Below are 25,329 nucleotides of genomic sequence, written 5' to 3' on the forward strand. Positions count from 1 at the left end.
GTGGACGATGCTGTCTTCTTCTGGGCGGAAGAGCGCGTGGCGGCCAAGAGAAGTCCTTCCGAAGGCTCGCAGGCGGATGGCACTGTGGTGATGTGGTGCTCTGGGCGCACGCCAAACCAACCCCGTCAAGGGCTGCTGAAACCGGAAGCGGGCATGGCAAGGCGAGCGCGAAGATTCAGTGTAACTCGCAACTTCCACCCAACGCAAGCGGGGTGCTTGACATCCGGCGCGACTTGCAGCACTCTATGCGCCGCATCCTGCCATTCCAACGGTTATCGCAGATCTCGGGACACCGTACCCCGACTCTCGGACCATTTCGCGCCGTACGGGCATGTGGGTCGCGGCCGGTTCAGGCGCCGATGTAGGTGATCGAGTCGACCAGCCAGGTGCCGTCGGTCTCGACCATGTCGACCCGCAGCCGCTGCGCGGCGACGGTCGGCTCGGCGAGGTTGGCGGTCAGCGTGACCTTGTCGACGACGACGAGCACCGACGCCTCCCCTGCCGGGCACTCGCCCCGGCAGGTCTCGGTGGCCGCGGCGTGGACCGTGACGTCGACCTGCGCCTGGCCGGCCTCGGCCTGCTCGCGCAGGGGGCCGATGATGTCGTCGAACTCGCCGTCGACGTAGTCCTCGGTCATGACGTCCCGCGCCTCGGCCTCGTAGGTGTCGAGGTCGCGGTAGTCGTAGCTCATGATCGCGACGACGCCATTGCTCGCGGCGTCGGCCGCCGCCTGGGCGTCGGCGCGGTCGAGCGGCGACTCGCGCTGCATCTGGAGGTAGCCGAGCGCCGCGGCGACCAGACCCACGACGAGGACCAGCACCGGGAGCACCCGAGCGCGGAGGCTGGGGCTCGAGGTCTTCTCGACCTCCGCGGCCTTGCGGTCCGGCGTGGTGTCGGGCTTGGTGACCGACTCCCGCTCGTCGCGAGCGGGACGGGCCGGACGCGAGGGACGACGCACCGTCGGGGTCGTGGCCGTGGCGGCGGTCTTCTCGACCTCCTGCGCCTCGCGCTCCTTGCGGGACGGGGCCGGCTTCGGGGTCGGGACGACCGGACGGGCCGGCGTGCGCGGCGGCACGGGGCGGCGGGCCTGGGGCGCGTTCGGCTCCCCCGGCTTGCTCTCGCCCGCGATGCGGCGCCGGCGCGGCGGCTTCTGCGCGTTCACGGCGTCACCTCCGGGGTCGGTACGGGTGTCGAGCCGTCGGCGGGTGCTCCGCTGCCGGCCTGGACCGACTGGATCTCGGACAGGTCGCTCACGAGCCAGGCGTCACCTGAACGGGTCAGCTCGAGGATGACGCGCCCTCCGACCGTGATCGGCTGGGTCGAGGGCGAGGTGGCCGTGAACTGAAAGACCACGACGACGTTGACCGTGTCGTCGGTGACCTGGGTGGCGCCCACCGAGGTCACGCTGACGCCGCCGAAGGAGAGCTGGGCGTCGATGATGCTTTGCTCGCTGGCGTCGAGGCTGTCGGTGAACACCTCGTCGAACTCGTCGGTGACGAGCCCGGCGATCCGCGTGCGGTAGTCGTCCAGGCTCGTGGGGTCGTAGGTGTTGTACGTCGTGACGAACTCCGAGGCGGCGGCCTCGGCGGCCTTGGCGTCCTTCGACCAGCCGTCGCCCGCAACGGCAGGCAGGACGAGCGCCATCACGAGGCCGGCGACGAGGCCGAGCACCCCCACGACGTACGGCCAACGGGCACGCAGAAGTGCGCCCCAGCCCGTGCGCCCGGGCTCCCGGGCGTCCGTCACTGGTTCGTTCCGAGCAGCAGCCACTCCAGATCGCCCTTCCCGGTACTCGCGGTCGGGACCACGGTACGGGAGAGCTCGGACTTGCCCGAGGCGCGGGGGACGAGGTTCGGGTCGGTGCAGCCGAGGTCGGTGCGGAAGATCTCCTGGCCGAGCGCGTCGAGGTCACCGACGTCGGACGGCAGGCGGATGTCGCGGTAGCCGTTCTCGGGCCCCTGGCAGAGCGAGAAGCCGCCCGGGAGGCCCGCCGGCAGACCGAGGATGTTGCCGAACGCGGCGTTGTAGCTGCCGTCCGCGTTGGGCACCGCCACGGAGTACGCGCCCTGGATCAGGTACGGGTACAGCAGGAACAGCGACTGCAGGCCCGCGACGTTCTCGTCGAGGACGCGCACCGGACCCTGCAGGTTGGCGAGCACGGCGCTCAGGTCGGCGGAGTTCTCGCTGACGACCGCGTTGATGGTCTGGGCCGCGCCCGAGCCGTCGTCGATCAGCCGGCGCAGGTCGCCGTCGGACGAGACGAGGGTGTCGGTGAACAGCGCCAGGTCGCTGGCGAAGGACTGGATCTCGCTGCCCTTGTCGATCTGGGTCTGCAGCACCGTGCTGGAGGAGTTGATCAGGCTGCGCGTGACGTCGAGGTTGTCCTGCGCCTGCTGCACGAGGTTCGACGTCGAGTCGAGGATCTCGGCGAGCGCCGGACCGGCGCCGTCGAAGGCCGTGCCGAGCTCGGTGACCACGGTGTTGAGGTCGTCGGTCGGCACGGAGCCGACGAAGGCGTTGAGGTTCGTCAGCAGCGTGCGCGTGTCGATCGGCACCTGGGTGTCCTGGATGCCGATCTTGGAGCCCGCCTTCAGGTACGGCCCCCCCGAGCCCTGCGGTCGCAGGTCGAGGTACTGCTCGCCGATCGCCGACTTGTTGGCCACGACGGCCTGGGCGTCGGCCGAGATGCGCGGCGCCGACTTCTCGATGTCGAGGGTCGCCCGGACACCGCTGCTCGTGAAGGTCAGCTTGTCGACCTTGCCCACGGCGATGCCTCGGTAGGTGACCTCGGCGCCGGCGAAGATGCCGCCGGACTCGGTGAGCTCGACCGTGACGGGGAACGTCCGGTCGACGAAGAGGCGGTCGATCTGCGCGTACCGCGCCCCGACGAAGCTCGTGCCGAGCACCGTCACGATGACGAACAGGATGAGCTGGATCTTGGTCAGTCGGCTGATCATCAGGATGCCTTCCCGTCGAGCAGCAGCATGGCCAGGTCGGAGTCGCCCGCCGTGGTGGGGGCGACCGTGGTGCGGCAGAGCAGACCGGGCAGGAGGCAGGTCGGCGCGGATCCTCCACCGGTGGTGCCCGGCGTGGGCGTGCCGGTTCCCGGGGTCGGGGTGGCACCGGGCGTGGCGGCCGGGGCCGGCGCCGCGCCTCCACCGCTGAGCATCTGCACGAGGTCCGTGAGCTGCTCCTGGCCGTCGACGGGGGTGGTCGACGCCTGCGTCTCGCCCGTGACCGGGGTGCCGCTCGTCGGGATGAGGGCCCGGAAGAGGTTGACGAGGCTCTCCGCGTCGAGGTTGACGTTGACGTTGAGGTTCAGGTAGTCACCGCCACATCCCGCCGGCGTCTCCGCGAGCGGCACGTTGTCGGCCGGGCGCGGGCAGTACTGCTGCGCCGCGGCCAGCGTGCCGCCGACCGCGCTGTTCGGGAACGGGAAGGTCACGAAGGTGCTGAAGTTCTCGACGATGTCCTGACCAGCCACGGCGAGGTTCGACAGCAGAGGCTGCAGGGCCTGCAGGTTGGCGACGGTGTCCTCGCGGGAGGCCTGGACGACGCCGGTCGCAGTGTCGCCGAGGTTCTTGAGCGCGGTCGTGAGGGTCACCAGGTCGTCACGCTGCTGGTCGAGCACCGTGAAGGCCTCGGGCAGGTTGTCGAGCGCCGACTCGATCGCGTCACGCTGGCCGTTGGCCGTGATGGCGAGGTTGTTGACCTTCTCGAGCGAGCTCAGCAGGGCGTCCTTGTTCTGGTCGATCTGGTCGAGGAACACGGTCGTGTTGTCGAGCAGGGCCTTGATGTCGGCCTCGTTGCCCGTGGTGGCCTTGTTGAGCTCGGTCACGATCGTGTTGACCTTGTCGAGGCCGCCGTTGTTGAACAGCAGCGACGCCGCACCGAGCACCTCCTCGACCTCCGGGTTGCGGCCCGACTGCTCGAGCGTGATCTCGTCGCCGTTGGCCAGGGTGCCGGTGCCCCCGGTGACCGGAGCGGCCAGCGAGACGAACTTCTCGCCCAGCAGGCTGCTCTGGCGGATCGTCGCCTCGGCGTTGGCCGGCAGCTTGACGTCGCCGTTGAGCTCGACGACCACCACGGCGGTCCAGCCCTCGAGCTCGACGGACTTGACGCGACCGACGGCGATGTCGTCGACCCGCACCGCGCTCTGCGGCACGAGGTCCAGGACGTCGCGGAACTCGATCGTGACCTCATAGGGGTTGTCGCCGACGTCGGCGCCGCCGGGCAGCGGCACGTCGGTGGCGCTGAACGAGCAGCCGGACGCCACGAGGGCGACCACGAGGCCGGCGAGCAGGTGACGCAGGTTCGGGCGCTTCACTGCTGGGCTCCCGTCAGGCTCTGGACAAGGCTCGCCAGGTCGAGCGCCGGCGCCCCGGCGGCCGCCGGGTCGGTGGCGGCGGGGTCGAGCGGCAGCATGGGCACGTCGGTGGTGGGCGCCAGCGGCGTGCCGCCGAAGATCGGGTCGAGGATGCCGGTCACGAGCTGGCAGACGCTGCCCGGCGTGTCGGGGCTCTGCGACAGGAGCGAGCAGATGGCTCGCGCCGGACCGCCCGGACCCGTCAGCAGGTTGAGCACCGTGCCCGGCAGGTCGGCGTGGGTGTCGAGCGTGCCGTAGATCGGGTTGTACGCCAGAGTCACGTTCGACAGCACCGTCGGAGCGGTGACGGCGAAGTCGCCGAGCTCGGTCTCACGAGCCGCCAGCACCTCGGTCAGCGACTTGAGGTTCGTGACGTTGTTGCGCAGCGACGTGCGGTTCTCGCTGACGAGCGACTCGACACTGGTGAGCGCCGTGCTCAGCGTGGAGAGCGTCGCGGCCAGGTCGTCGCGCTCGGCCTCCAGGACGTCGGCCACCGCTGCGGTGTTGTCGTTGAACGCGCGCACCGTGGCGTCGTTCTCCTCCAGCATCGACACGAAGTCCTCGACCTGGCGCACCCCGGCGAAGAGCTCGTCGGAGTTGTCGCTCAGCGTCGTCGTGAACTGTCCGAAGTTCTTGAGGGTCTCGTTGAGCTGCGCGCCCTGGCCCTCGAGCTGATCGGCCGTGTTCGTCACCAGGTCGCTCAGGGCGCCGTCGGCGTTGGCGCCGTCCGGGCCGAGGGCGATCGAGAGGTCGTCGATCGACTCGTAGATCTGGTCGAGCTCGACCGGGACCGCCGTGCGGTCGGTGTCGAGGTGGGCGTTGTCAGCGACGGTCTGGCCGCCGCTGTAGGCCGGGGCCAGCTGCACGAAGCGGTCGCCCACGATGGCGGGCGAGACGATGACGGCCTTGACGTCGGCGGGCAGCTTGACGTCGGTGTCGTACTCGATCGTGGCGCGGATGAACTCGCCCTTCGGCTCGAGCTCGGTGACGGTGCCGACCGGCACACCGAGCACGCGGACCTCCGAGCCGACGTACAGGGAGGTCGTCTGCGTGAAGTCGGCCGTGATGGTGCGGGCGTCGCTGCCGCGGTTGAACACCAGCACGACGGCGGCGAACAGGGCCACGACGACGAAGATCGCGAGGACCTTGCTGGCGCCGGCGAGGCGCTGGGCGAAGGAGATCGAGCTCATGGGGTGCCTCCCACCGACGGGAGCGTCAGGTCTGTGCCGATGCCGAGGAAGTTGTCGAACCAGGGTCCGGTGCCGAGCGCCTCGGAGAACAGGCGCAGGAACGTGGGCGAGACCCGCAGCAGCTCGTCGAGCGACGCCTCGTTGCGCACGAGCGTGTCGGTGACGGACTGCAGCTGGTCGAGCGCCGGCTTCAGGTCGGCCCGCGTCGAGTCGACCAGCGCCGTCAGCTCCGTGGAGATCTCCTGGGTCGAGACCAGGAGCGTGTGGATCGCGTCGCGGCGCTGCACGACGGCGTCGAACAGCGTCGAGGCGTCCGTGAACAGCTGGTCGATCTCGGCGTTGCGGGACGCGAGCGTGCCGGAGACGGTGTCGAGGCCGGTCAGCAGGTCGTTGATCTGCTGGTCGCGGGCCGCGAGGTTGGCCGACAGGTCGGACAGCCCGACGATCGCGTCGCCGAACTCGGTGACCGAACCGGCCGCGATGTCACCGACCGTGGTCAGGGCCGTGGCGAGCTGCTCGGTGTCGATCGCCCCGGTGGTGGTGGCGAGGTCGGAGAAGGCCTGGACGACGTCGTACGGCGCCTTGGTGCGCGACAGCGGGATGGTCGCGTTCTCCTTCATGTCGCCCTTGCCCTCGGGCGTGAGCGCCAGGTAGCTGGCGCCGAGCAACGTGCGGATGCGGATCGCAGCTCCGGTGTCGGGGCCGAAGCTCGACCCGCCGGTGATGCGGAAGCTCACGACGACCTTGTCGCCCGCGAGCTCGATGTCGTCGACCTTGCCGACGCGCACGCCCGCGATGCGGACCTCGTCGCCGGGCCGCAGGCCGCCGATCTCGGAGAACTCGGCCTTGTAGGTGTCGCCGCCGCCGATGATCGGCAGCCGGTCGGCGCGGAAGGCACCGATCAGCATGAGGGCGATCACGGCGAAGCCCACGATCCCGATGATCGTGTGGTTGCGTTCACGGAACGGCTTCATGCTCACTCACCCCCCGGAACGGCTTCGCGCTGACAGCGCGGGCCACCGATGTCGGGCAGGTCGAGCGAGGTGCCCACGATGGTGAGGTTCAGGCCGCAGACGAAGAAGTTGAACTGGCTTCCCGCAGAAGCCGCGTTGCTGAGCTTCTTCATCTTGATCGGCGTGATCTGGAGCTGCCGCTCGATCTCGCCGAGGTTGTCGCCGGCGGTCAAGGTGCTCGTCAGGTCCTTGAGGGCCGTGACGTCGGCGGCCAGGGCGGGTGCGCCCTCGTCGAGGAACTTCGAGGTCTCGTCGGCCAGCAGCGAGATGGAGTCGATGGAGCCGAGGATCGCCTCGCGGTCGCCGTTGAGCCCCGACACGAACTGCTGCAGCGTGACGATCGTCTGGTCGAGCTGGGCGTCGCGGTCGGCCACGATGTCCAGCGTCGTCGAGAGGTTGGTGATGACGTCCCCGATCAGCTGGTCACGGTCGGCCAGGGTGTTGGTGAGGGAGGCCGTGGTCGACAGCAGGCTCTGCACGCTGCCCGACTCCCCCTGGAGCACCTGGATGATCTCGAAGGCGAACTGGTTCGTGTCGTCGGGCGAGAGCGCCTCGAAGACCGGCTTGAAGCCGTTGAGCAGCACGTTCAGGTCGAGCGCGTCGGTGGTCTGCGAGTCCGGGATGGTCGATCCGGGCTTGAGCACCGCCGTGCTGCCGCTGGGGTCCTGCGACAGCGCGAGGTAGCGCTGCCCCACAAGGTTGCGGAACTTCAGCGTGGCCTGGGTGTTCTGGGTCAGCGGACGGTCGGCGTCGACGCCGAACGTCACGATCGCCTTGTCGCGGTCGTAGACCTCGACGCTGGTGACCTTGCCGACCGAGACGCCCGCGATGCGCACGTCGTCGCCCTTCGAGACGCCGGTGACGTCGGTGAAGACCGCCTTGTACTCGTGGTCGTCGCGGAAAAGGCCGTTGGCCAGGATCGACATCAGCAGGTACGTGACGATCCCGGTGAAGGCCAGGAACAGCCCCACCTTGATGAGCGCGGAGAACGCCTCCCGATCGAGCCTCATCGAACTGCCACCTCCGACCCTTCGTAGACGGGGCCGAGGAGCAGCGGAGCCAGGTCCGAGCTGGAGGACGGGTCGAGCCCGACGCTGTTGGTCACGAGCATGTCGAGCGTGTTCCACTCCGAGGTGACGGCAGTGCGGTTGAAGCTGCCGGCGGGACCTCCGCCGGCGCTGGGGGCGTTGAAGAACTTGCCGTGCGCACTCTTGACTCCGACGAGCTGGTAGAGCTCGCCAGCCCTCGGCGGCCCGGGGTAGACCGTCGGCGAGGAACCGTCGGGGTACGTCAGCTGCTCGCCGGGCCCCAGCGCGGCGGCCTCGTCGAGCCTCAGGCAGGTCGGGGCGACCAGGCTGGCGTTGCTGGCCGAGTTGAGTTCGTCGTAGTTGATAGCTGCGTTCTCGTCGAGCGTGTACGGACCCGGCATGCCGCCCTTCGTGTCACCCAGGACGAGCGGGTTGATGATCTCGAGGTTGATGTGCACCGCGTTGTCACGCAGCACGCTGTCGAACCGCGGGATCGCGACGTCGAGCGCGTTGAAGAAGCACGGGAACGTCACCGAGTAGCGACCCGCCTGGTAAAGCCCGCGGCGACCGTTCGCGTTGAGGTCGACCAGGTCCTGGCCGCTCGTCGCGAAGAAGGTCGTGAGCGTGTTCGCCAGGGTCGTCGTGCTGGCGAGGAACGCCGACAGCTGGGCGTCCTTCTCGACGATCGTGTTGCCGGTGACGACGGAGTTCTCGAGCACGCGAGCGAGGTCGGGCAGCGCGGCGGCGTACACGTCGGAGACCTCGCCGAGCGCGACCAGGTCGTCGACGGCCTGCGGGATCTCCGGGTTGATCTCGGTCAGGTAGGAGTTGAGCTGCACGAGGGTGTCGCCCAGCTGCTCGCCCCGACCCTCGAGCGCGGTCGAGACCGCGGTCAGGGTGGTCGAGAGCTCGGCGGGCTCGACGGCCTCCAGGAGTCCGTACAGGTTGTTGAGGACGTCCTCGAGCTCGATCGGCACGTCGGCCTTGGTGATGGTGTCGCCGGCCTTGAGCGACCGGCCGCCGTCGTTCTCCGGCGGGATCAGGGCGACGTACTTCTCGCCGAACAGCGTCTTGGGCAGGATCTGCGCCGTGACGCCCGCGGGCACCTGGTCGATCAGGTCAGGGTTCATGCCGAGGGTCAGGATGACGCCCGTGTCGGTGACCTCCTGGCCCGTGACCTCGCCGACGATCATGCCGCGCAGCTTGACGTCGGCGTTCTGCGGCAGCTGGGAGCCGGCCTTCGACGTCTCGAGCGTGACGTCGTCGGTGTCGACGAACGTCTTGTTGAAGAAGGCGAACGTGAGCCACAGGAAGAACAGCATCAGGGCCAGGAAGCCGATGCCGAGGACCTTGGTGACCGAGGGCCGGTCGAGAGTCGAGGTGCGAGCCACGTCGTCACCCTGCCAATCTGACGGTCACGGTCGTGCCCCAGATGGCCATCGAGGCCAGCAGGTCGACGACGTTGACGGCGACGATCGAGGTGCGCACGGCCAGGCCCACGGCCACGCCGACCCCGGCAGGTCCGCCGGAGGCGTAGTAGCCGTAGTAGCAGTGGATCAGGATGACCACGACGGCGAAGATCAGGACCTTCGCGAACGACCACAGCACGTCACCCGGTGGCAGGAACGTGTTGAAGTAGTGGTCGTACGTGCCCGTGCTCTGCCCGTAGATCTGGGTCACGGTGAGCCTGGTCGCGAAGTAGGACGACAGCAGGCCGACCATGTAGAGCGGCACGACGGCGATGAGGCCGGCGATGACGCGGGTCGTGACCAGGTAGGGCAGCGACGGCACGGCCATGACCTCGAGCGCGTCGACCTCCTCGGAGATCCGCATGGCGCCCAGCTGTGCCGTGAAGCCGCAGCCGACCGTGGCCGCGAGCGCGATGCCCGCCACGATCGGGGCGATCTCACGAGTGTTGAAGTAGGCCGAGACGAAGCCCGAGAGCGCCGAGGTGCCGAGCTGGTCGAGGGCCGCGTAGCCCTGGATGCCGACCTCGGTGCCCGTGAAGAAGCACATCGCGGTGATGACGCCGACCGTGCCGCCGACGAGGGCGAGCGAGCCGGAGCCGAAGGTGACCTCGGCGAGCAGCCGGAAGATCTCCTTGGAGTAGTTCTTGATGGCCCGCGGGACGTTCGCGATGACGCGCACGTAGAACGCCATCTGACGACCCATGTCGTCCAGGGCGTTCGTCGGCTTGGAGGCCAGGTGCGAGACGCGTGAGCCGATGGTCTTGTTCGCCATCACAACCCCTTCGGCGGGACGAGCTGCAGGTACAGCGCGGAGATGACGAAGTTGACCACGAACAGCAGGGTGAAGGTGATGACCACGGCCTCGTTGACCGCGTCACCGACGCCCTTGGGTCCGCCCTTGGCGTTCATGCCCTTGTACGAGGCGACGATCGCGGCCAGGAAGCCGAACACGACGGCCTTGACCATGCCTTGGTAGATGTCGGGTAGCTGCGCCAACGCCGTGAAGGACGAGACGTAGGCACCTGGTGTGCCGTCCTGCAGGATCACGTTGAACACGTAGCCGCCGGCGACGCCCACGAGGCTGACGAGGCTGTTGAGCAGCAGGGCGATCAGCATGCAGGCGAGGACGCGCGGGACGACGAGGCGCTGGATCGGGTCGATGCCGAGCACCATCATCGCGTCGAGCTCCTCGCGGATCTTGCGCGAGCCGAAGTCGGCCGCGATGGCCGATCCGGCGGCGCCCGCGATCAGCAGCGCGGTGGCGATGGGTCCGGCCTCACGGATGACGGCGAGGACCGCCGCCGAGCCCGTGAACGACTGGGCGCCGAACTGCTTGATGAGTCCGCCGACCTGCAGCGCGATGACGGCGCCGAAGGGGATGGCGACGAGCGCGGTGGGCACGATCGTGACCCGGATGATGAACCATGCCTGCAGGATGAACTCCCGCATCTGGAACGGGCGGCGGAACAGGGCCACCACCACGTCCAGCATGAACGCGAACAGACCTCCGGCGACGCGCGCCGGGCCTGCGACGGCCGAGAGGCTCACGCACCGCCACCTGTCGGGACGGCAGCCGTGTCCTCGAAGGAGCCGGGGGGCGGGGTGATGCCGTTCTCGCGGCACCACTCGCCGGGCTCGCGCTGGGCGCGGCGCGGACGGCCGTCGCTGGGGTCGAGCTGCATCGGGATCGGGGGCAGCGGCGGCATCTCGATGCCGGACTCCGACGCGAGCTCGTCGGCGTCCTTCTCCTCGGACATGCCGATCGGACCGACGCGCTGGGCGTTGAGGAACTGCGCCACGACCGGCTCGGTCGAGCTCAGCAGCATCTCGCGCGGACCGAACATCGCCAGGTGCTTGTGGTAGAGCAGGCCGATGTTGTCCGGCACCGTGCGGGCGGTGTTGATGTCGTGGGTCACGATCAGGAACGTCGCGTCGATCTGCGCGTTCAGGTCGATGAACAGCTGGTTGATGTACGCGGTGCGGACCGGGTCGAGGCCCGAGTCGGGCTCGTCGATCAGCAGGATCTCCGGGTCGAGCACCAGCGCACGGGCCAGGCCGGCGCGCTTGCGCATGCCGCCCGAGATCTCACCGGGGAGCTTGTTCTCCGCGCCGGTCAGACCGACGAGCTCCATCTTGTCCATGACGACCTGACGGATCTCGGACTCGGACTTCTTGGTGTGCTCGCGCAGCGGGAAGGCCACGTTGTCGTAGAGGTCCATCGAGCCGAACATCGCGCCGTCCTGGAACAGCACGCCGAACAGCTTGCGCACCTCGTACAGCTCCTTCTCGGAGCAGTTCGCGATGTCGGTGCCCTCGATCCACACATGACCCTTGTCGGGCTTGAGCAGACCGATGAGGGTCTTGAGGAACACCGACTTGCCGGTGCCCGACGGGCCCAGCATGACGGAGATCTCCCCCGCGGGAAGCGAGAGCGTGACGTCGTTCCAGATCATCTGCGACCCGAACTTCTTCGTCAGACCCTCGACCTTGACCTCAACTCCCACGGAGCCCTCCTCGTCTCACCGGCATCCCCCCGCCGGATGGTGGATCTGCGCCATCGTAGTGCAGTGTGACCGGGCGCACAGACCTAACGAGACGCCTCAACCGAAGTTACGTTCGCCGTTTCGTCACTGAGAGTTACCGATCGCGATGTGACTGTAACCGAGGACACACGTCTTCACCAAAAGCGGCGACAGCCAGCGAGACGTGGACGTCTCAGAACGCGGCGAAGGCGCCCCTCCCCGAGTGGGGAGGAGCGCCTTCGGACGTGCTGGTGTCAGCTGGTCACTTGAGGGTGACGGTGGCGCCGGCGGCCTCGAGGGCCTCCTTGGCCTTCTCGCCGGTCTCCTTGTTGACCTTCTCCAGGACGGGCTTGGGGGCGCCCTCCACGAGATCCTTGGCCTCCTTCAGGCCGAGGCTCGTGAGCGTGCGCACCTCCTTGATGACCTGGATCTTCTTGTCGCCGGCCGACTCGAGGACGACGTCGAACTCGTCCTGCTCGGCGGCGTCATCGCCGCCGGCGGCAGCGCCACCGGCCGCGGGGGCGGCGGCGACGGCGACCGGGGCAGCCGCGGTGACCTCGAAGGTCTCCTCGAAGGCCTTCACGAACTCGGAGAGCTCGATGAGGGTCAGTTCCTTGAATGCATCCAACAGCTCGTCAGTGCTGAGCTTCGCCATGGTGGCGTCCTTTCGTGTGAGACCCCGAGGGGGTCCCGATGGGTGATCGGGCGGTTCAGCCCTCGGTGGTCGCGGCCTCGGTCTCGGCCTCGGGGGCCGCGTCCTCGGTCGCAGGGGTGGTGTCGTCGGCGGTGTCGTCGCTGGGAGCGGCGACAGCCTCGGCGGGGCTCTCCTCGGCCTTCTTCGCCTCGAGGGCAGCCACGAGGCGTGCCGTCTGGGCGAGGGGCGCGGCGAACAGCGAGACTGCGTTCTGCAGGCTGCCCTTCATCGCACCGGCCATCTTCGCGAGGAGGACCTCGCGCGACTCGAGGTCGGCCAACTTCTTGATCTCGTCAGCGCTGAGCTGCTTCCCGTCGAGGAAGCCGCCCTTGATGACGAGAGGGGTGTTCACCTTCGCGAAGTCACGCAGACCCTTGGCCGCCTCGACCGGATCGCCCGAGATGAAGGCGATGGCGGTCGGACCGGTGAGGAGGGCGTCATCGAGCTCGACGCCGGCCTCCTTGGCCGCGATCTTGGTCAGCGTGTTCTTGGCGACGGCATAGCTCGCCGTCTCACCGAGGATGCGCCGCAGTTCCTGCAGCTGCTTGACGGTGAGACCGCGGTACTCGGTGAGCACAGCGCCGTTGGACTCACGGAAGTTCTCCGCGAGCTCAGCGACCGCTGCAGCCTTGTCCGGGCGTGCCATGGGTCTCCTTCCAGCACATGTCAGTACCGATGACCACGTGAGGAGCCCCAGGGACAGAAACAGGAAATGCGCCCCGCGCAAGGCACGGAGCGCATGAAGTCACGAGCTCTGAACCTGCGTGGGCCGCCTCCGGATTGCTCCTGAGGCACTTCGGGCGATCCGGGTGGATCACCGACCGACGGTCTTCGGTAGGCACCACTGTACGCAGAGCCGGGCGTTCCGGCCAAATCGTGGTGGAACGGCCGTGGGCCTCAGAGGCCGAAGGGTCCGCCGTCGGTGACCTGGTCGGCGGGCGGTGCGGCGATGTCGACCGGCTCGCCCCAGGCGGTGTAGTCGATCGCGACCTCGGCGCCGGCGATCGTGGTGGTGACGCGACGCGGCAGGTCGTCGGGGCCCAGGAGCATCGTCACCTCCACCGACGCCGGCAGGTCGCCGCCGGCGAGCGACAGCTGCTCGGGAGTCAGGACCTTGGTCGGGTCGAGGGTCAGGACGTACGGGGTGGTCTTCACACCGTCGACCTCGTCGCTGGCGTCACCCACCTCGAACCCCGTCAGCGCCGACTCGAAGAGGCGCAGCTGCGTGGCGGGGTTGGCCTGGTCGAGGAGCCCCCCGAAGGTCTCGCCGAACGTGCCGCCGCTCTCGGGGTCGACCTGCAGGAACATGCCGCCGGAGAACTGGCCCAGGTTCACGTAGTAGACGTTGTCGACCAGGATGATCTCGTTGCCGTTGACGGAGACCGCGAGCGACGTGCTCGCGGCGTCGGCACCGACGACGACGTCGCCCTCCCCGCTCGTGCCCGACGTGCCCAGGTCGAGATCGACGTGCACGGACCCGGCTTCGAGCATCGCGGCCGCGACGGTCGAGACGAACTCGTCCTGCGCCAGGGGGTCGCCAGCCGGCTCGTCCGACGCGTCGCTGCTGCTCGCCGACGGCTCGCCCGACGCGTCGTCGTCGCCGCTGCATGCGGTCAGGGCGAGTCCTGCGGTGAGCACGAGCGCCGCGGCAGCTGCCCAGCGTCGGAGTCGGGTCGTCATGGCGCCAGCATAGGAGCGCTCCCGCCAGGGCGGTGGTCCGCTCCCTCACCGACATCGGGCCCCGGGCCAGCGGGCGGTGGATCCACCACGTTCTGAGCTGCCTTCCGGGGTGGGCGGTGGATCCGCCACCGTATGACGCCTCATTCGGTGGTCGATCCACCGCCCACCCGCGTGGCGAGGTCATTCGGTGGTCGATCCACCGCCCACCTGCGGGCACGACGAAGCCCCCGGTCCTGGTGGACCGGGGGCTCCGCTGGAGGTGCTGAGGCTCAGGCCTCGGTGTCGCTCGCGAAGTTGCGCGTGCGCGACGGGTCGACGCCGATGCCGGGGCCGTTCGTCGTGGAGACGGTGACCTTCTTGACGTAGCGGCCCTTCGAGCTCGACGGCTTCAGACGCAGGATCTCCTCGAGCGCGGCGCCGTAGTTCTCGGCGAGCTGCTCGGCGGAGAACGACGCCTTGCCGATCACGAAGTGCAGGTTGGCGTGACGATCGACGCGGAACTCGATCTTGCCGCCCTTGATGTCGCCGACGGCCTTGGCGACGTCGGTCGTGACCGTGCCGGTCTTCGGGTTCGGCATCAGGTTGCGCGGGCCGAGGACGCGGCCGAGACGACCGACCTTGCCCATCATGTCGGGCGTGGCGACGACGGCGTCGAAGTCGAGCCAGCCGCCGTTGATCTTGTCGACGAGCTCGTCGGCGCCGACGTGGTCGGCCCCGGCCTCACGAGCGGCGTCGGCGTTGGCGCCGGTGGCGAAGACCAGGACCCGGGAGGTCTTGCCAGTGCCGTGCGGGAGGTTGACGGTGCCGCGCACCATCTGGTCGGCCTTGCGCGGGTCGACACCGAGGCGGACGGCGACGTCCACGGTCGAGTCGTACTTCGTGCTGCCGGACTCCTTGGCGAGGGTGGTCGCCTGCAGAGGGGTGTGGAGCGCGTCCTTGTCGAACTTCTCGGCGACGGCGCGGTACGCCTTGCTGTGTTGTGCCATGGCTACTTTCCTTTGGTTGCCAGGTGTGGTGCGGGCCCAGCGGGCCCTCCCACGGATTGCTGGATGAGGGGGTGGAGCGTCAGCTCTCGACCGTGATGCCCATGGAGCGGGCGGTGCCCTCGACGATCTTGGCCGCGGCCTCGAGGTCGTTGGCGTTCAGGTCGGGGAGCTTGGTCGTGGCGATCTCACGGACCTGGGCGGCGGAGATCTTGCCGACCTTGTCGGTGTGAGGGGTCGCGGAGCCCTTGGCGAGACCCGCGGCCTTCTTGATCAGCTCGGCCGCCGGAGGCGTCTTCGTGACGAAGGTGAACGAGCGGTCCTCGTAGATCGTGATCTCGACGGGGATGACGTTTCCACGCATGGACTCCGTCGCGGCGTTGTACGCCTTGCAGAACTCCATGATGTTGACGCCGGTCGGGCCGAGCGCGGTGCCGACGGGCGGCGCCGGGTTGGCCTGGCCGGCCTGCAGCTGCACCTTGACGACAGCTGTGACTTTCTTCTTGGGAGGCATTTCGGGTCCTTGTTGATCGGGGTGTTGCAGGAGCTGGCGAACCAGCCTTCGACCACCGTGTGGTCAAACTTGGGCGGTCGGACCGGGAGGGTCAGACCTTCTGGATCTGGGTGAAGCTGAGCTCCACCGGGGTCTCGCGGCCGAAGATCTCCACGAGCGCCTTGACGCGCTGGGCGTCGACGTTGATCTCGGTGATCGTGGCGTGCAGCGTGGCGAACGGGCCGTCGACGACCATGACCGAGTCGGCCACGGAGAAGTCCGCGAACTCGACCTTGGGGGTCTTGGCCGGCTGTGACTCCGAGGAGTCGTCGGACGCCGTGGCGGCGACCTCCGCCTCGACCGCGGGAGCGAGCATCTTCTCGACCTCGGCCAGGCTCAGCGGCACGGGCTGGTGGGCGTTGCCCACGAAGCCGGTGACCGACGGCGTGTGGCGCACGACGCCCCACGACTCGTCGGTGAGGTCCATGCGGACCAGCACGTAGCCGGGCAGCACCGTGCGCTTGACCAGCTTGCGCTGACCGTTCTTGATCTCGGCGACCTCCTCGGTCGGCACGACGATCTCGAAGATGTAGTCCTCGGCGTTGAGCGAGGTGATGCGGTTCTCGATGTTGGCCTTGACCCGCTTCTCCATGCCCGAGTACGTGTGCACCACGTACCAGTCGCCGATCTGGCTGTAGAGCCGGTCGCGGAACTCCTGGAGCGGGTCGGCCGGGGGCGCGTCCTCGAGGACGGCCTCGTCGTCGGCGACGTCGCCCTCGGCAGACTCGTCGTCGTCGGCGGACTCGTCGTCGACCGCGGACTCGTCATCGACCGCGGGGGCCTCGTCGGTCACCTCGGCGTCGTCGGCCGCAGCGCCCTCGAGCGTGGCGTCGTCGGCCTCGACCTCAGGGGTCTCGTCGACGTCGTGCTCCTGCACGTCGCCCGTCGTGTCGTCGTAGCTTTCGCTCACCGTGAACTCGTCCTAACCGAAGATCTTGAACATCAGCTGACCGAACCCGAAGTCCAGGCCGGCCACGATCGCCATCATGACCAGCACGAACACGAGGACGACCACGAAGTACTGGGCCACCATCGGGCGCGTGGGCCAGACGACCTTGCGCAGCTCGGCGATGACCTGGCGGATGAAGGTGACCGGCGGCGTGCGGGTCGCCGCGCTCTTGTCGCGATCGCTCACGATGCTCCTTCGTCAGTGCTTCGTTTCTGGGGGTTCCGGCGGCACCGGCGGTGCTGCCGGGGCGGATCAGGCTCCGCCGCTTGTCGTGCATGGGGTCGTACGTCCTGGGCACGGCACGAGGGACTTGAACCCCCAACCTTCGGTTTTGGAGACCGATGCTCTGCCAGTTGAGCTAGTGCCGTTCGGCGTGGTTCCGCCCCGCGACGCCTGCGCGCGGGCATGACGAAACGATGTGAAATCTCACCGGAGCGACCAGTGTACGGGGTGCCTTCGCCCTGGGTCGAATCGGCCGGGACGGACCTCGGGCCCGGTCGTGACGACCGGGCCCGAGGTGTGCGTCCTGGCGTGTCGGCGCTCGCCGACCGCGGGGATCAGCGCGCGAGCGGGCGACCCTGCGAGTCACCGAGCTTGCCGGTGGCGATCAGGATCAGGTCGATGATCGACCAGATGCCACAGCCGCCGAGCGTCAGCAGCTTCGCGATGCCGAGGCCCGTGTAGCCGAGGTAGAAGCGGTCGATGCCGAGGCCGCCGAGCAGCACCGAGAGCAGCAGCGCGGTGATGAACTGCTTGTCGCTGACGGGACCGTTGTAGACCTGACCGGCCGGGGCGTAGGCCTGCTGGCCGGGGGCCGCGTAGCCCTGGCCCGGCGCACCGTAGGCAGGAGCAGCGGCCGGCGGGAACGCGCCGCCGAGCTCGGGCAGGGCCGAGGCCAGCACCCACTCGCCGCCGTCCGAGCGGACGTGGCTGTTCTGGGTGATGTTGCCGCTGCCGGCGAACTGCTTGAGCTGGTCGAGCGTGTACGGGCCGTACTCGGTGCCGTTCACGTAGGTGAAGTACTGGGTGGGCGAGGTGCCCGGATCGGTGGTCATGTGAAGTTCTCCTCGGGATGACGCGGTGTGGGCCGGACAGCACTCTAGGTCAGAAGTGGTCCCTTGCGGGTCCGTCCCGCTCCAGGACCTCGGGTGCGTCCGTGGCTCCGATGCGGCGAGCGGTCACTTTGTTCCCGCGGCGCCGCACCCGCTTAGGGTCGACCCATGACCGTTCCCCCGCCGCTCGGTGGTGCTCCTGACGGAGCCGCCGCCGCCCGCGCCCACCGGATCCTCGCGTTCGCCCTGCTGAGCGCACCGCTCTACATCCTGGTCGCGCTCGTGTTCGCGGCCCCGCCCGCCGAGGAGGACCTGCCCACCTGGGTCGCCGCTGCCGCCATCGCCCTCGTGGCCGCCGGCTGGCTGCTCGCGCAGACCATCGGCTACCGGGTGGCACCCCTGACCTCCACCGACGGTCCCGCGGTGGCGGTGCAGCGGTTCCAGCAGTCCGCACTCCTGCGGTTCGTGCTGACCGAGGTGCCGATCATCATCGGCATCGCCTCCGTGTTCGTCCTCCCGTACGGGATCTGGTCGTTCGTCGTGGCGCTCGTCGTGGGCCTGCCGGCGATGGCCCTGCACGTCTGGCCGAGCCGCCGGGTCGTCGACAAGGTGGCCACGGCGCTGGAGTCCGGAGGCGTCCCCTCGGCCCTGCGCGAGACCTTCGGACACCGCTGACCGCCGCCCCGCGTCGCGCCGGACCCGGGTGGCAGGATGGGCCGATGCGTCCGCTCCACGACCTCCCCAAGGCGCATCTGCACCTGCACTTCACGGGCTCGATGCGGCACTCGACGCTGCTCGAGCTGGCCGAGCGTGACGGCATCAACCTGCCCGCGGCCCTGCAGGAGGACTGGCCGCCGGAGCTCAGCGGTGCCGACGAGAAGGGCTGGTTCCGCTTCCAGCGCCTGTACGACGTCGCCCGCTCCGTGCTGCGCACCGAGGACGACGTGCGGCGACTCGTCCGCGAGGCGGCCGAGGACGACGTCGCCGACGGCGCGCGCTGGACCGAGATCCAGGTCGACCCGTCGGGCTACGGCGCCCGCTTCGGCGGCATCACGGCCTTCACCGACCTCGTGATCGACGCGGTGCGCGAGGCCGAGCGGTCGACCGGCCTCGGCATGGGTGTCGTCATCGCCGCGAACCGGACGCGTCACCCCATGGACGCCCGCACCCTTGCGCGGCTCGCCACGCAGTACGTCGACCGTGGTGTCGTGGGATTCGGCCTGTCCAACGACGAGCGACGCGGCGAGACCACCGACTTCGCCCGGGCGTTCCGCATCGCGGCCGACGCCGGCCTGGCCTCCGTGCCCCACGGCGGCGAGCTGCGCGGCCCCGAGCACGTCACCACGTGCCTGGACCACCTCCGCCCGCAACGGCTCGGTCACGGCGTGCGCGCAGCCGAGGACCCCCGCGTGCTCGAGCGGGTCGTCGCCGAGGGGGTGGCGCTCGAGGTGTGCCCGGCGTCGAACGTCTCTCTCGGCGTCTACGCCACGGTCGAGGAGGTGCCGGTGCGTGAGCTCATGGCGGCCGGCGCCACCGTCGCTCTCGGCGCCGACGACCCCCTGCTGTTCGGCACCCGGCTCGCCGGGCAGTACGCGCTGCTGCGGGCGGCCCAGGACTTCTCCGACGCAGAGCTCGCCGAGCTCGCCCTGGGCTCGTGGCGCGCCTCCCGCGCCCCCCAGGACGTGGTCGACGCCGCCGCCGACGACGTGCAGGCCTGGCTCTCGTCGCCCGACGTCTGAACCGAGCACGCCCCGAGATCTCCACGCCGGGTCAGTCCCGCTGTGCCAGAGTGGACGCGATGACCTCGACGCCCCCTCCGCCTCCCCCGCCGGCACCCCTGGGCCCGGCCTGGGGTCAACCGTGGGCTCCTGCCCCGGCGTGGATGCCGGCGCCGCAGCCGCCCCAGGCGCCGGGAGCGGGCGCCGCTCTGGTCCTCGGCATCGTCGCCCTGGCCGGCGGGTTCGTGCTGATGCTCCCCCTCGTGGTGGCTCCGGTCGCCTGGTACCTCGGCGCGAGCGCGCAGCGCCTCGCCGAGCGGGAGCCCGAGCGGTGGCGCGCCGGCTCGGCCCGCGCCGGGATGATCCTGGGCATCATCGGCACCGCGTTCCTCGCCGTCGCCACGCTCGTCGCGATCGTCTTCTCCACGCTCGCGTGGGTCGCCGTCGCGACGCCGTCGCCCTACTGACCTGGGGAGCGGTCCCCAGGTCCTGCGCACCGTGCCCGTGGGATGCTTCTTCCCATGAGTGACCCGACGCCGCCGTCCTCGGACCCGTACCGTCCGCAGGAGCCGTACCAGCCCCAGGCGCCCTACCAGGGCCCCGACGCGTCGGGCGGCACGCCGCCGCCGCAGGGCCCGCCGGCCAACCCGTACGGACAGCAGCCCCCCGGACCGCAGCCGCAGTTCGGCGGCGGTCCCTACCCGCCGTACGGCGCACCGCAGCCGATGTTCAACGAGCCGCTCAAGCCGAACCACCCGCAGGCCACGACCTCGATGGTGCTCGGCATCATCTCCATCGTGGGCGGCTTCATGTGCCTGCTTCCGCTGTTCCTCGCGCCCGCGGCCTGGATCATGGGGCGCAAGGCCGTGCGCGAGATCGACGCCTCCGGCGGTCAGCTCGGCGGACGGGGCGAGGCGCAGACCGGATTCGTGACCGGCATCATCGGCACGATCCTGCTGGTCCTGGGCATCCTCGCCGTCATCGCCGTGATCGTCATCATCATCGTCGCGGCCGACTCCAGCGACTCGGACTACTACTACGACTCGCTCTCGCTCGTGGTGCAGCAGCTCGGATGACCTACCCCGCAGGACCCTGGACGCCGCCGCCACCGAAGCACCCGCAGGCGATGACCTCGCTGATCGTCGGCGCGATCGGTCTCGGGAGCCTGCTGGTGTGCTGCGGGGTCCTGCTGTTCGTCTCTCCCTACGCCCGGGTCGTGGGTTCGCGCGCCGTGCGCGAGATCGACGCCTCCGAGGGTCGTCTCGGCGGACGCGCCGACGCCAACGCGGGTCGAATCATGGGCATCGTCGGGACGATCCTGATCCCGTTCGCGCTGGTGGCCGTCGTGGCCTACGTGTTCCTGTCGGGCTACGACCTGTTCTGGACGATCGAGGACGGCGACATCCGGTGGGGCTGGACCGACTGAGCGCAGCTGGCAGCCGTCAGAGCGAGCAGCCGACGAGATTCGGCTCGGGCTCGAGCTGCACGCCGTAGGCCGCGGCCACCCCGTCGCGCACCTCGCGCGCGAGCTCGAGCAGCTGCGTCGTGCGCGCCGAGCCGCGGTTCGTGAGGGCGAGGGCGTGCTTGGTCGACAGGCTCACGGCCTCACCGCCGTGCCCGCGCTCGAAGCCGGCGTGGCTGATGAGCCAGGCCGCGCTGGTCTTCACGGACCCGTCGGGCTGGTCGAATCGCGGGGCTCCCTCGGGCAGCCGGTCGGCCTGCTCAGGAGCCAGCACCGGATTGGTGAAGAACGACCCGGCGCTCCAGGTGTCGTGGTCGTCCGGGTCGAGCACCATGCCCTTGCCGCGGCGCAGGGCGAGGACGGCCTCGCGGACCCGCTCGGCCGGGGCCCGCTCCCCCACCTCGACGCCGAGGGTGCGGGCCAGCTCGGCGTAGGCCACGGGGGCTCCGAGGGAGCCGAGACGCAGCTGGAAGGCGACGTCGAGCACGACGTGGCGGCCGGGCTCGGCCTTGAAGCGGCTCGTGCGGTAGCCGAAGCCGCACTGGTCGGCCGTGAGGGTGCGGATCGCGCCCTCGTGCCGGTCCCACGTGCGCACGCGGACGATCGTCTGGGCGACCTCCTGGCCGTACGCGCCGACGTTCTGGATCGGGGTGGCGCCGACGGAGCCGGGGATGCCGGCCAGCGCCTCCACGCCGATCCACTCGCGGGCGACCGCGGTCGCGACGAACGCGTCCCACGACTCGCCGGCCGCGACCGTGACGGTCGCGCCGCTGCACATGTCCTGGTCGACCTCGACGCCCTGGGTGCGCACCAGCACGACCCGGCCGTCGAAGCCTTCGTCGGCCACGACGAGGTTGCTGCCTCCGGCCACGAGGAGCACGGCGGTGCCGGCCTCGTCGGCCTCGCGGACGGCAGCGACCAGCTCGTCGGTGCTGGTGGCCTCCACGACCTCGCGGGCCGGGCCGCCGAGCCGCAGCGTGGTCACGTCCGACAAGAGCATGCAAGGACCCTAACGAGAAAGGCCCTCACCGCTGGCGCGGGGAGGGCCTGAGTCGTGATCGAACCGGCGATCAGCGGGTCTCGCGGTGCACCTGGTGCGTCTTGCAGCGCGGGCAGAACTTCTTGATGTCGAGACGATCGGGATCGTTGCGACGGTTCTTCTTGGTGATGTAGTTCCGCTCCTTGCACTCGGTGCAGGCAAGGGTGATCTTCGGGCGGACGTCGGAGCTCTTGCTGGCCACGGGAGTGCCTCAGTTCTGATGGATCGGGCGGTGCTGAATTCAGGGGCTTGCTGGGTGAAGCTTGGTAGCGGAGGCGGGGCTCGAACCCGCGACCTCACGATTATGAGTCGTGCGCTCTGACCAACTGAGCTACCCCGCCGGAGTTCGCGAGTCACCTCGCGAGGGGAACCCCGGTCGTGACCAGTGTTCCAGAGCCCCTTTACGGAATCGAACCGTAGACCTTTTCCTTACCATGGAAACGCTCTGCCGACTGAGCTAAAGGGGCAAGCCGACGACCCACCCTACAAGGTCCGGGCCCGTCTCCCAAATCGGGGGGTGGAGCCCTTCGGCACGGATCAGGCCCGGGGTCGCGAACCGCTCGCGGCACGGGCCAGACGCGCGGGCCAGGCGGGTCCCCCGTAGATGAAACCGGTGTAGGCCTGCACCAGGTCGGCCCCCGCCGCCAGGCGCGCGGCGACGTCCTCCGGGGTCGTCACGCCGCCCACGCCGATCAGGGCCAGACGCTCCCCGACGCGCTCCCTCAGGCGCACCAGCACCTCGGTCGAGCGGTCGGCCAGGACCGGGCCGGAGAGTCCCCCGGCACCCGCCGCGTCGACCTCCGTGCGCGCGGTGCGCAGGGAGTCGGGGCGGGCGATCGTGGTGTTGGTCGCGCTGATGCCGTCGAGACCGAGCGCCAGGGCGAGGTCGGCGACCGCGTCGACGTCGGCGTCGGCGAGGTCCGGGGCGATCTTGACGACGAGCGGCACCCGTCGGCCGAGGTTCGTCTCCGTGACCTCCCGGACGGCCGAGAGGATCGGCTCGAGCTGCTCCACGGCCTGGAGGTCGCGCAGGCCCGGGGTGTTGGGGCTCGAGACGTTGACCACCAGGTAGTCGGCGAACGGGGTGAGCAGGCGAGCGCTGTCGACGTAGTCGTCGACGGCGCGCTCCGGCTCGACGACCTTCGTCTTGCCGATGTTGACACCGATGACGGCCTTGCGGCCGGTCGCCGTCCGGCGCAGACGGTGCAGCCGGGAGGCGACGACGGCAGCGCCGTCGTTGTTGAACCCCATGCGGTTCACGACGGCGCGGTCGTCGACGAGCCGCACGAGCCGCGGCCGCGGGTTGCCGGGCTGGGCCTGGGCCGTCACGGTGCCGATCTCGACGTGACCGAAGCCGAGGGCGAGCAGACCGAGGACGCCGCGAGCGTTCTTGTCGAAGCCGGCCGCCAGGCCGAACGCGTGGGGGAAGCGGACGCCCATGACGGTGCGGGGCGACTCGGGCACGCGCACCAGCGGAGTGACGAGCCGGCCACCGGAGCGGATGGCGAGGAACGCCTGCTCGTGCGCGACCTCCGGGTCCATGCGGGCGAACACCTGTCGGAAGAGCGCGTCGTAGACCACGGCCTCAGGCTAGCGGTGGCCCGACCAGCGAGATCCGTCGATGCGATACACCCACCGACGGTCCGGCCACTCGGTCAGCGACCACAGCTGGTCGGACCCGGGCCAGGACGTCACGTCCTCCGGCCCGGTCGGCAGGACGCCGCGGTGCCGCTCCAACGCCCCGGGACGCCCGACCCACAGGTCGCCCGGGTTGCCCTCCCCCGAGCTCGCCGTGACGAACCACGTCCCGTCGACGACGGTCGCCCCCTGCATGCGAGGGACGCCCTCACCCACCTCGGCCGGCCGCGCGATCCCGTCGGCGTCGACCTTCAACAGCCCGGTGGACCGGTCGAGCGGAAATCGCAGCAGGCGGTGCCGGCCCGATCCCTTGCGGCCGTACTCCCCCGCCACGAGGTGGTCGGTCTCGCCACCACGCTCGAGCGAGAGGAAGGAGTAGACCATCCCGCGCAGGTCCGCGTCCGCCTCCGCCTCGTACGCCCCGACCTGCGGCAGCACGTGACGTGCCCCGCGGCCTCGCAGCCGGGAGCGGAGGCGCTGCACGTCGGCCGGTCGGAAGACGCGCAGACCCCCGCCGCTGGCGGCCACGAACAGGTGGTCGCCGTACCAGGCGAGGCCGCCGGCGTGCACCGGTACGCGCCGCAGCCCGGGCAGGCCGCCGATGCGTCGCTCCTCGACCAGTCGCACGTGGGCGTAACGCGGGGCCGGGCCCGGCCCGACGTCGACGACCGAGATCCGGGAGCCGAGCAGCAGGTACCCGAGTCCGCCGTGGCCGTACCAGCTCGTGAGGAGGACGGGACGCCCCGTCCACGTGCCGTCACCGGCCGAGTCGACCGGGTCGAGGCGGGCCGTGACGCCCTGCGGGTACCACCAGCGGGTGCCGACGTCGCGGTCGTCCCACCGGAAGCCGTCCTCGGCAGCGTCACCGGGCACGTCGGTCCAGGTGCAGGCGCGGTCGAGTCGGCCGAGCACGCCGTCGAGCCCCACACGGCGCGGGCGGGTGCGCAGGGGCCGGCCGGGGCGGTGGACGAGCCGCAGGGCGGTCGGATCGGTCATCACGGCTCCCCCGGTCGTCGGACGTCTCGAACGCCGACGACGCTAACGGTCGCGGTGGGAGACCGCCCGCCGGCACCGCTCGTGGTCGTGGAATGACCACGACCGGGCAGCCGTTGACCCCGTCATGACCACACTCGGACTCATTGGCAGCGGCAACATCGGCAGCACCCTCGCACGCCTGGCGGTCGACGCCGGGATCGACGTGGTGCTGAGCAACAGTCGAGGGCCGGAGACGTTGAGCGAGCTCGTCGACGAGCTCGGTCCGCACGCCCGGGCCGCGACGGCCGAGCAGGCCGCCGAGGAGGGCGACGTCGTGGTGGTGACCGTGCCGCTCAAGGCCTACCGGGAGGTGCCGGTCGAGCCGCTGCGGGGGAAGGTCGTCATCGACACGAACAACTACTACCCCGAGCGCGACGGCTCCATCGCCGAGCTCGACGACGAGTCGACCACGACCAGCGAGCTCCTCCAGGCGCACCTGCCCGAGTCGCACGTCGTGAAGGCGTTCAACAACATCTACTTCAAGCACCTCGGGACGCTCGCGCGGCCGTCGGGCGCCCCGGACCGCTCGGTGCTGGCCATCGCCGGCGACGACGCCTCCGCGAAGGCCGACGCGAGCGCGCTGCTGGATCGGCTCGGGTACGACGCCCACGACGTGGGCCCGCTCGCCGAGGGCTGGCGCTACCAGCGCGACACCGCCGCGTACGCGAGCCTCTACGCCGACCCCAGCCCGGACAACGCGGACTGGGCGCCGCGCACCGTCACGGCCGACCTCCTCCAGGAGAAGCTCGACGCCGCCGTGCGGTACCGCGACGAGTAGGCGACTGGATCCCGCAGTGCTCGGGAACGCACCAGGGCCCCCAGCAGTGAGTGCTGGGGGCCCTGGCCCGTACGTGGCAGGTGAAGGATTCGAACCTTCGAAGGCAATGCCGGCTGATTTACAGTCAGCTCCCTTTGGCCGCTCGGGCAACCTGCCTCGC

The 25,329-nt window shown here is 69.9% G+C and carries 28 protein-coding genes, 4 tRNA genes and 1 pseudogene; 6 read left to right on the forward strand and 27 right to left on the reverse strand.

Translation table 11 applies throughout. The features are described 5' to 3' along the window. Positions 1-349: 349 nt before the first annotated feature. From LO931_RS03865 to LO931_RS03960, 20 genes are all read right to left on the reverse strand, one after another. A complete protein-coding gene (locus LO931_RS03865; protein ID WP_229051899.1) occupies positions 350-1,162 on the reverse strand; it encodes a hypothetical protein in 813 nt (270 codons plus the stop codon). Next, positions 1,159-1,746 (reverse strand): hypothetical protein, encoded by a 588-nt coding sequence (locus LO931_RS03870; protein ID WP_229051900.1) that lies wholly within the window; start codon positions 1,744-1,746, stop codon positions 1,159-1,161. The genes LO931_RS03865 and LO931_RS03870 overlap by 4 nt, the downstream gene beginning before the upstream one ends. Next, a complete protein-coding gene (locus LO931_RS03875; RefSeq protein WP_229051901.1) occupies positions 1,743-2,957 on the reverse strand; it encodes an MCE family protein in 1,215 nt (404 codons plus the stop codon). Before LO931_RS03875 ends, LO931_RS03870 begins: the two co-directional genes overlap by 4 nt. Beyond that, positions 2,957-4,327: an MCE family protein gene (locus tag LO931_RS03880; RefSeq protein WP_229051902.1), complete on the reverse strand. Its 1,371-nt coding sequence runs from the start codon at positions 4,325-4,327 to the stop codon at positions 2,957-2,959. The genes LO931_RS03875 and LO931_RS03880 overlap by 1 nt, the downstream gene beginning before the upstream one ends. Continuing rightward, on the reverse strand, positions 4,324-5,556 hold the full coding sequence (locus LO931_RS03885) for an MCE family protein (RefSeq protein ID WP_229051903.1): 1,233 nt from the start codon (positions 5,554-5,556) through the stop codon (positions 4,324-4,326). Before LO931_RS03885 ends, LO931_RS03880 begins: the two co-directional genes overlap by 4 nt. Continuing rightward, the gene (locus LO931_RS03890) at positions 5,553-6,530 is read right to left on the reverse strand and encodes an MCE family protein (protein ID WP_229051904.1); all 978 of its coding nucleotides are present in this window, start codon (positions 6,528-6,530) and stop codon (positions 5,553-5,555) included. The genes LO931_RS03885 and LO931_RS03890 overlap by 4 nt, the downstream gene beginning before the upstream one ends. Positions 6,531-6,532: 2 nt before the next feature. Next, complete coding sequence (locus LO931_RS03895; protein ID WP_229051905.1) at positions 6,533-7,579, reverse strand: MCE family protein; 1,047 nt, start codon at positions 7,577-7,579, stop codon at positions 6,533-6,535. Next, positions 7,576-8,988 (reverse strand): MCE family protein, encoded by a 1,413-nt coding sequence (locus LO931_RS03900; protein ID WP_229051906.1) that lies wholly within the window; start codon positions 8,986-8,988, stop codon positions 7,576-7,578. Before LO931_RS03900 ends, LO931_RS03895 begins: the two co-directional genes overlap by 4 nt. 4 nt (positions 8,989-8,992) lie before the next feature. After that, positions 8,993-9,838, reverse strand: a complete 846-nt coding sequence (locus LO931_RS03905; protein ID WP_255657720.1) for an ABC transporter permease — start codon at positions 9,836-9,838, stop codon at positions 8,993-8,995. Then, on the reverse strand, positions 9,838-10,557 hold the full coding sequence (locus tag LO931_RS03910; RefSeq protein ID WP_229053075.1) for an ABC transporter permease: 720 nt from the start codon (positions 10,555-10,557) through the stop codon (positions 9,838-9,840). The genes LO931_RS03905 and LO931_RS03910 overlap by 1 nt, the downstream gene beginning before the upstream one ends. A gap of 53 nt (positions 10,558-10,610) precedes the next feature. Next, positions 10,611-11,570: an ABC transporter ATP-binding protein gene (locus tag LO931_RS03915; RefSeq protein ID WP_229051907.1), complete on the reverse strand. Its 960-nt coding sequence runs from the start codon at positions 11,568-11,570 to the stop codon at positions 10,611-10,613. A gap of 280 nt (positions 11,571-11,850) precedes the next feature. Next, on the reverse strand, positions 11,851-12,243 hold the full coding sequence (rplL, locus tag LO931_RS03920; protein WP_229051908.1) for a 50S ribosomal protein L7/L12: 393 nt from the start codon (positions 12,241-12,243) through the stop codon (positions 11,851-11,853). A 55-nt stretch (positions 12,244-12,298) separates the two neighbouring features. After that, positions 12,299-12,928, reverse strand: a complete 630-nt coding sequence (gene rplJ, locus LO931_RS03925) for a 50S ribosomal protein L10 (protein WP_229051909.1) — start codon at positions 12,926-12,928, stop codon at positions 12,299-12,301. 251 nt (positions 12,929-13,179) lie between these two features. Next, positions 13,180-13,962: a hypothetical protein gene (locus LO931_RS03930; RefSeq protein ID WP_229051910.1), complete on the reverse strand. Its 783-nt coding sequence runs from the start codon at positions 13,960-13,962 to the stop codon at positions 13,180-13,182. A 269-nt stretch (positions 13,963-14,231) separates the two neighbouring features. After that, positions 14,232-14,948, reverse strand: a complete 717-nt coding sequence (gene rplA, locus LO931_RS03935; RefSeq protein WP_229051911.1) for a 50S ribosomal protein L1 — start codon at positions 14,946-14,948, stop codon at positions 14,232-14,234. A gap of 79 nt (positions 14,949-15,027) precedes the next feature. Continuing rightward, positions 15,028-15,459 (reverse strand): 50S ribosomal protein L11, encoded by a 432-nt coding sequence (rplK, locus tag LO931_RS03940; protein WP_229051912.1) that lies wholly within the window; start codon positions 15,457-15,459, stop codon positions 15,028-15,030. A gap of 91 nt (positions 15,460-15,550) precedes the next feature. Then, a complete protein-coding gene (nusG, locus tag LO931_RS03945; RefSeq protein ID WP_370636058.1) occupies positions 15,551-16,408 on the reverse strand; it encodes a transcription termination/antitermination protein NusG in 858 nt (285 codons plus the stop codon). A gap of 12 nt (positions 16,409-16,420) precedes the next feature. Next, positions 16,421-16,633 (reverse strand): preprotein translocase subunit SecE, encoded by a 213-nt coding sequence (secE, locus tag LO931_RS03950; RefSeq protein ID WP_229051913.1) that lies wholly within the window; start codon positions 16,631-16,633, stop codon positions 16,421-16,423. A gap of 109 nt (positions 16,634-16,742) precedes the next feature. Beyond that, positions 16,743-16,815: transfer RNA gene (locus tag LO931_RS03955), tRNA-Trp, on the reverse strand. Between the two features lie 189 nt (positions 16,816-17,004). Then, the gene (locus tag LO931_RS03960; protein WP_229051914.1) at positions 17,005-17,502 is read right to left on the reverse strand and encodes an NINE protein; all 498 of its coding nucleotides are present in this window, start codon (positions 17,500-17,502) and stop codon (positions 17,005-17,007) included. Positions 17,503-17,667: 165 nt separating this feature from the next. Between LO931_RS03960 and LO931_RS03965 the strand changes: the two genes are divergently transcribed. The 5 genes from LO931_RS03965 to LO931_RS03985 are packed head-to-tail and all read left to right on the forward strand — an operon-like array spanning position 17,668 to position 20,643. Then, positions 17,668-18,174, forward strand: coding sequence for a hypothetical protein (locus tag LO931_RS03965; protein WP_229051915.1), 507 nt, complete (start codon positions 17,668-17,670; stop codon positions 18,172-18,174). A 44-nt stretch (positions 18,175-18,218) separates the two neighbouring features. Then, the gene (locus tag LO931_RS03970; protein ID WP_229051916.1) at positions 18,219-19,238 is read left to right on the forward strand and encodes an adenosine deaminase; all 1,020 of its coding nucleotides are present in this window, start codon (positions 18,219-18,221) and stop codon (positions 19,236-19,238) included. Positions 19,239-19,297: 59 nt separating this feature from the next. Beyond that, complete coding sequence (locus tag LO931_RS03975) at positions 19,298-19,684, forward strand: hypothetical protein (protein ID WP_229051917.1); 387 nt, start codon at positions 19,298-19,300, stop codon at positions 19,682-19,684. Positions 19,685-19,738: 54 nt separating this feature from the next. Beyond that, complete coding sequence (locus LO931_RS03980; RefSeq protein ID WP_229051918.1) at positions 19,739-20,293, forward strand: DUF4190 domain-containing protein; 555 nt, start codon at positions 19,739-19,741, stop codon at positions 20,291-20,293. Beyond that, positions 20,290-20,643: a hypothetical protein gene (locus tag LO931_RS03985; RefSeq protein WP_229051919.1), complete on the forward strand. Its 354-nt coding sequence runs from the start codon at positions 20,290-20,292 to the stop codon at positions 20,641-20,643. The genes LO931_RS03980 and LO931_RS03985 overlap by 4 nt, the downstream gene beginning before the upstream one ends. Before the next feature lie 16 nt (positions 20,644-20,659). Here the strand turns inward: LO931_RS03985 and LO931_RS03990 are convergent, their stop codons facing one another. From LO931_RS03990 to LO931_RS04015, 6 genes are all read right to left on the reverse strand, one after another. Continuing rightward, positions 20,660-21,679 (reverse strand): UDP-N-acetylmuramate dehydrogenase, encoded by a 1,020-nt coding sequence (locus tag LO931_RS03990; RefSeq protein ID WP_229051920.1) that lies wholly within the window; start codon positions 21,677-21,679, stop codon positions 20,660-20,662. 70 nt (positions 21,680-21,749) lie between these two features. Beyond that, on the reverse strand, positions 21,750-21,920 hold the full coding sequence (rpmG, locus tag LO931_RS03995; protein WP_007078674.1) for a 50S ribosomal protein L33: 171 nt from the start codon (positions 21,918-21,920) through the stop codon (positions 21,750-21,752). Between the two features lie 62 nt (positions 21,921-21,982). After that, a tRNA-Met gene (locus LO931_RS04000) sits at positions 21,983-22,059 on the reverse strand. Between the two features lie 53 nt (positions 22,060-22,112). Further along, positions 22,113-22,185, reverse strand: a tRNA-Thr gene (locus LO931_RS04005). Between the two features lie 70 nt (positions 22,186-22,255). After that, positions 22,256-23,299 (reverse strand): quinone-dependent dihydroorotate dehydrogenase, encoded by a 1,044-nt coding sequence (locus LO931_RS04010; protein ID WP_229051921.1) that lies wholly within the window; start codon positions 23,297-23,299, stop codon positions 22,256-22,258. 9 nt (positions 23,300-23,308) lie between these two features. Continuing rightward, entirely contained in the window at positions 23,309-24,352 is a 1,044-nt protein-coding gene (locus LO931_RS04015) for a hypothetical protein (RefSeq protein WP_229051922.1), read from the reverse strand. 73 nt (positions 24,353-24,425) lie between these two features. Here LO931_RS04015 and LO931_RS04020 point away from each other — a divergent pair. Then, a pseudogene (locus LO931_RS04020) lies at positions 24,426-25,169 on the forward strand (NADPH-dependent F420 reductase); the annotation flags it as partial. Between the two features lie 74 nt (positions 25,170-25,243). On the opposite strand, the gene LO931_RS04025 reads toward LO931_RS04020, so the two are convergent. Continuing rightward, positions 25,244-25,325, reverse strand: a tRNA-Tyr gene (locus tag LO931_RS04025). Between the last annotated feature and the right edge of the window lie 4 nt (positions 25,326-25,329).

It is taken from the genome of Aeromicrobium sp. Leaf350, from assembly GCF_916858655.1.
Classification (GTDB): domain Bacteria; phylum Actinomycetota; class Actinomycetes; order Propionibacteriales; family Nocardioidaceae; genus Aeromicrobium.

What these genes read in the sequence shown, in the direction of transcription:
- rplA (WP_229051911.1), bottom strand. Translation starts at nt 14,948, where the DNA reads ATGGCACAACACAGCAAGGCGTACCGCGCCGTCGCCGAGAAGTTCGAC.
- LO931_RS03985 (WP_229051919.1), top strand. Translation starts at nt 20,290, where the DNA reads ATGACCTACCCCGCAGGACCCTGGACGCCGCCGCCACCGAAGCACCCG.
- LO931_RS03930 (WP_229051910.1), bottom strand. Translation starts at nt 13,962, where the DNA reads ATGACGACCCGACTCCGACGCTGGGCAGCTGCCGCGGCGCTCGTGCTC.
- LO931_RS03875 (WP_229051901.1), bottom strand. Translation starts at nt 2,957, where the DNA reads ATGATCAGCCGACTGACCAAGATCCAGCTCATCCTGTTCGTCATCGTG.
- LO931_RS03910 (WP_229053075.1), bottom strand. Translation starts at nt 10,557, where the DNA reads ATGCTGGACGTGGTGGTGGCCCTGTTCCGCCGCCCGTTCCAGATGCGG.
- LO931_RS03965 (WP_229051915.1), top strand. Translation starts at nt 17,668, where the DNA reads ATGACCGTTCCCCCGCCGCTCGGTGGTGCTCCTGACGGAGCCGCCGCC.
- LO931_RS03980 (WP_229051918.1), top strand. Translation starts at nt 19,739, where the DNA reads ATGAGTGACCCGACGCCGCCGTCCTCGGACCCGTACCGTCCGCAGGAG.
- LO931_RS03890 (WP_229051904.1), bottom strand. Translation starts at nt 6,530, where the DNA reads ATGAAGCCGTTCCGTGAACGCAACCACACGATCATCGGGATCGTGGGC.
- rplL (WP_229051908.1), bottom strand. Translation starts at nt 12,243, where the DNA reads ATGGCGAAGCTCAGCACTGACGAGCTGTTGGATGCATTCAAGGAACTG.
- LO931_RS04015 (WP_229051922.1), bottom strand. Translation starts at nt 24,352, where the DNA reads ATGACCGATCCGACCGCCCTGCGGCTCGTCCACCGCCCCGGCCGGCCC.
- rplK (WP_229051912.1), bottom strand. Translation starts at nt 15,459, where the DNA reads ATGCCTCCCAAGAAGAAAGTCACAGCTGTCGTCAAGGTGCAGCTGCAG.
- LO931_RS03990 (WP_229051920.1), bottom strand. Translation starts at nt 21,679, where the DNA reads ATGCTCTTGTCGGACGTGACCACGCTGCGGCTCGGCGGCCCGGCCCGC.
- LO931_RS03975 (WP_229051917.1), top strand. Translation starts at nt 19,298, where the DNA reads ATGACCTCGACGCCCCCTCCGCCTCCCCCGCCGGCACCCCTGGGCCCG.
- LO931_RS03970 (WP_229051916.1), top strand. Translation starts at nt 18,219, where the DNA reads ATGCGTCCGCTCCACGACCTCCCCAAGGCGCATCTGCACCTGCACTTC.
- LO931_RS03885 (WP_229051903.1), bottom strand. Translation starts at nt 5,556, where the DNA reads ATGAGCTCGATCTCCTTCGCCCAGCGCCTCGCCGGCGCCAGCAAGGTC.
- rplJ (WP_229051909.1), bottom strand. Translation starts at nt 12,928, where the DNA reads ATGGCACGCCCGGACAAGGCTGCAGCGGTCGCTGAGCTCGCGGAGAAC.
- LO931_RS03905 (WP_255657720.1), bottom strand. Translation starts at nt 9,838, where the DNA reads ATGGCGAACAAGACCATCGGCTCACGCGTCTCGCACCTGGCCTCCAAG.
- LO931_RS03960 (WP_229051914.1), bottom strand. Translation starts at nt 17,502, where the DNA reads ATGACCACCGATCCGGGCACCTCGCCCACCCAGTACTTCACCTACGTG.
- LO931_RS03895 (WP_229051905.1), bottom strand. Translation starts at nt 7,579, where the DNA reads ATGAGGCTCGATCGGGAGGCGTTCTCCGCGCTCATCAAGGTGGGGCTG.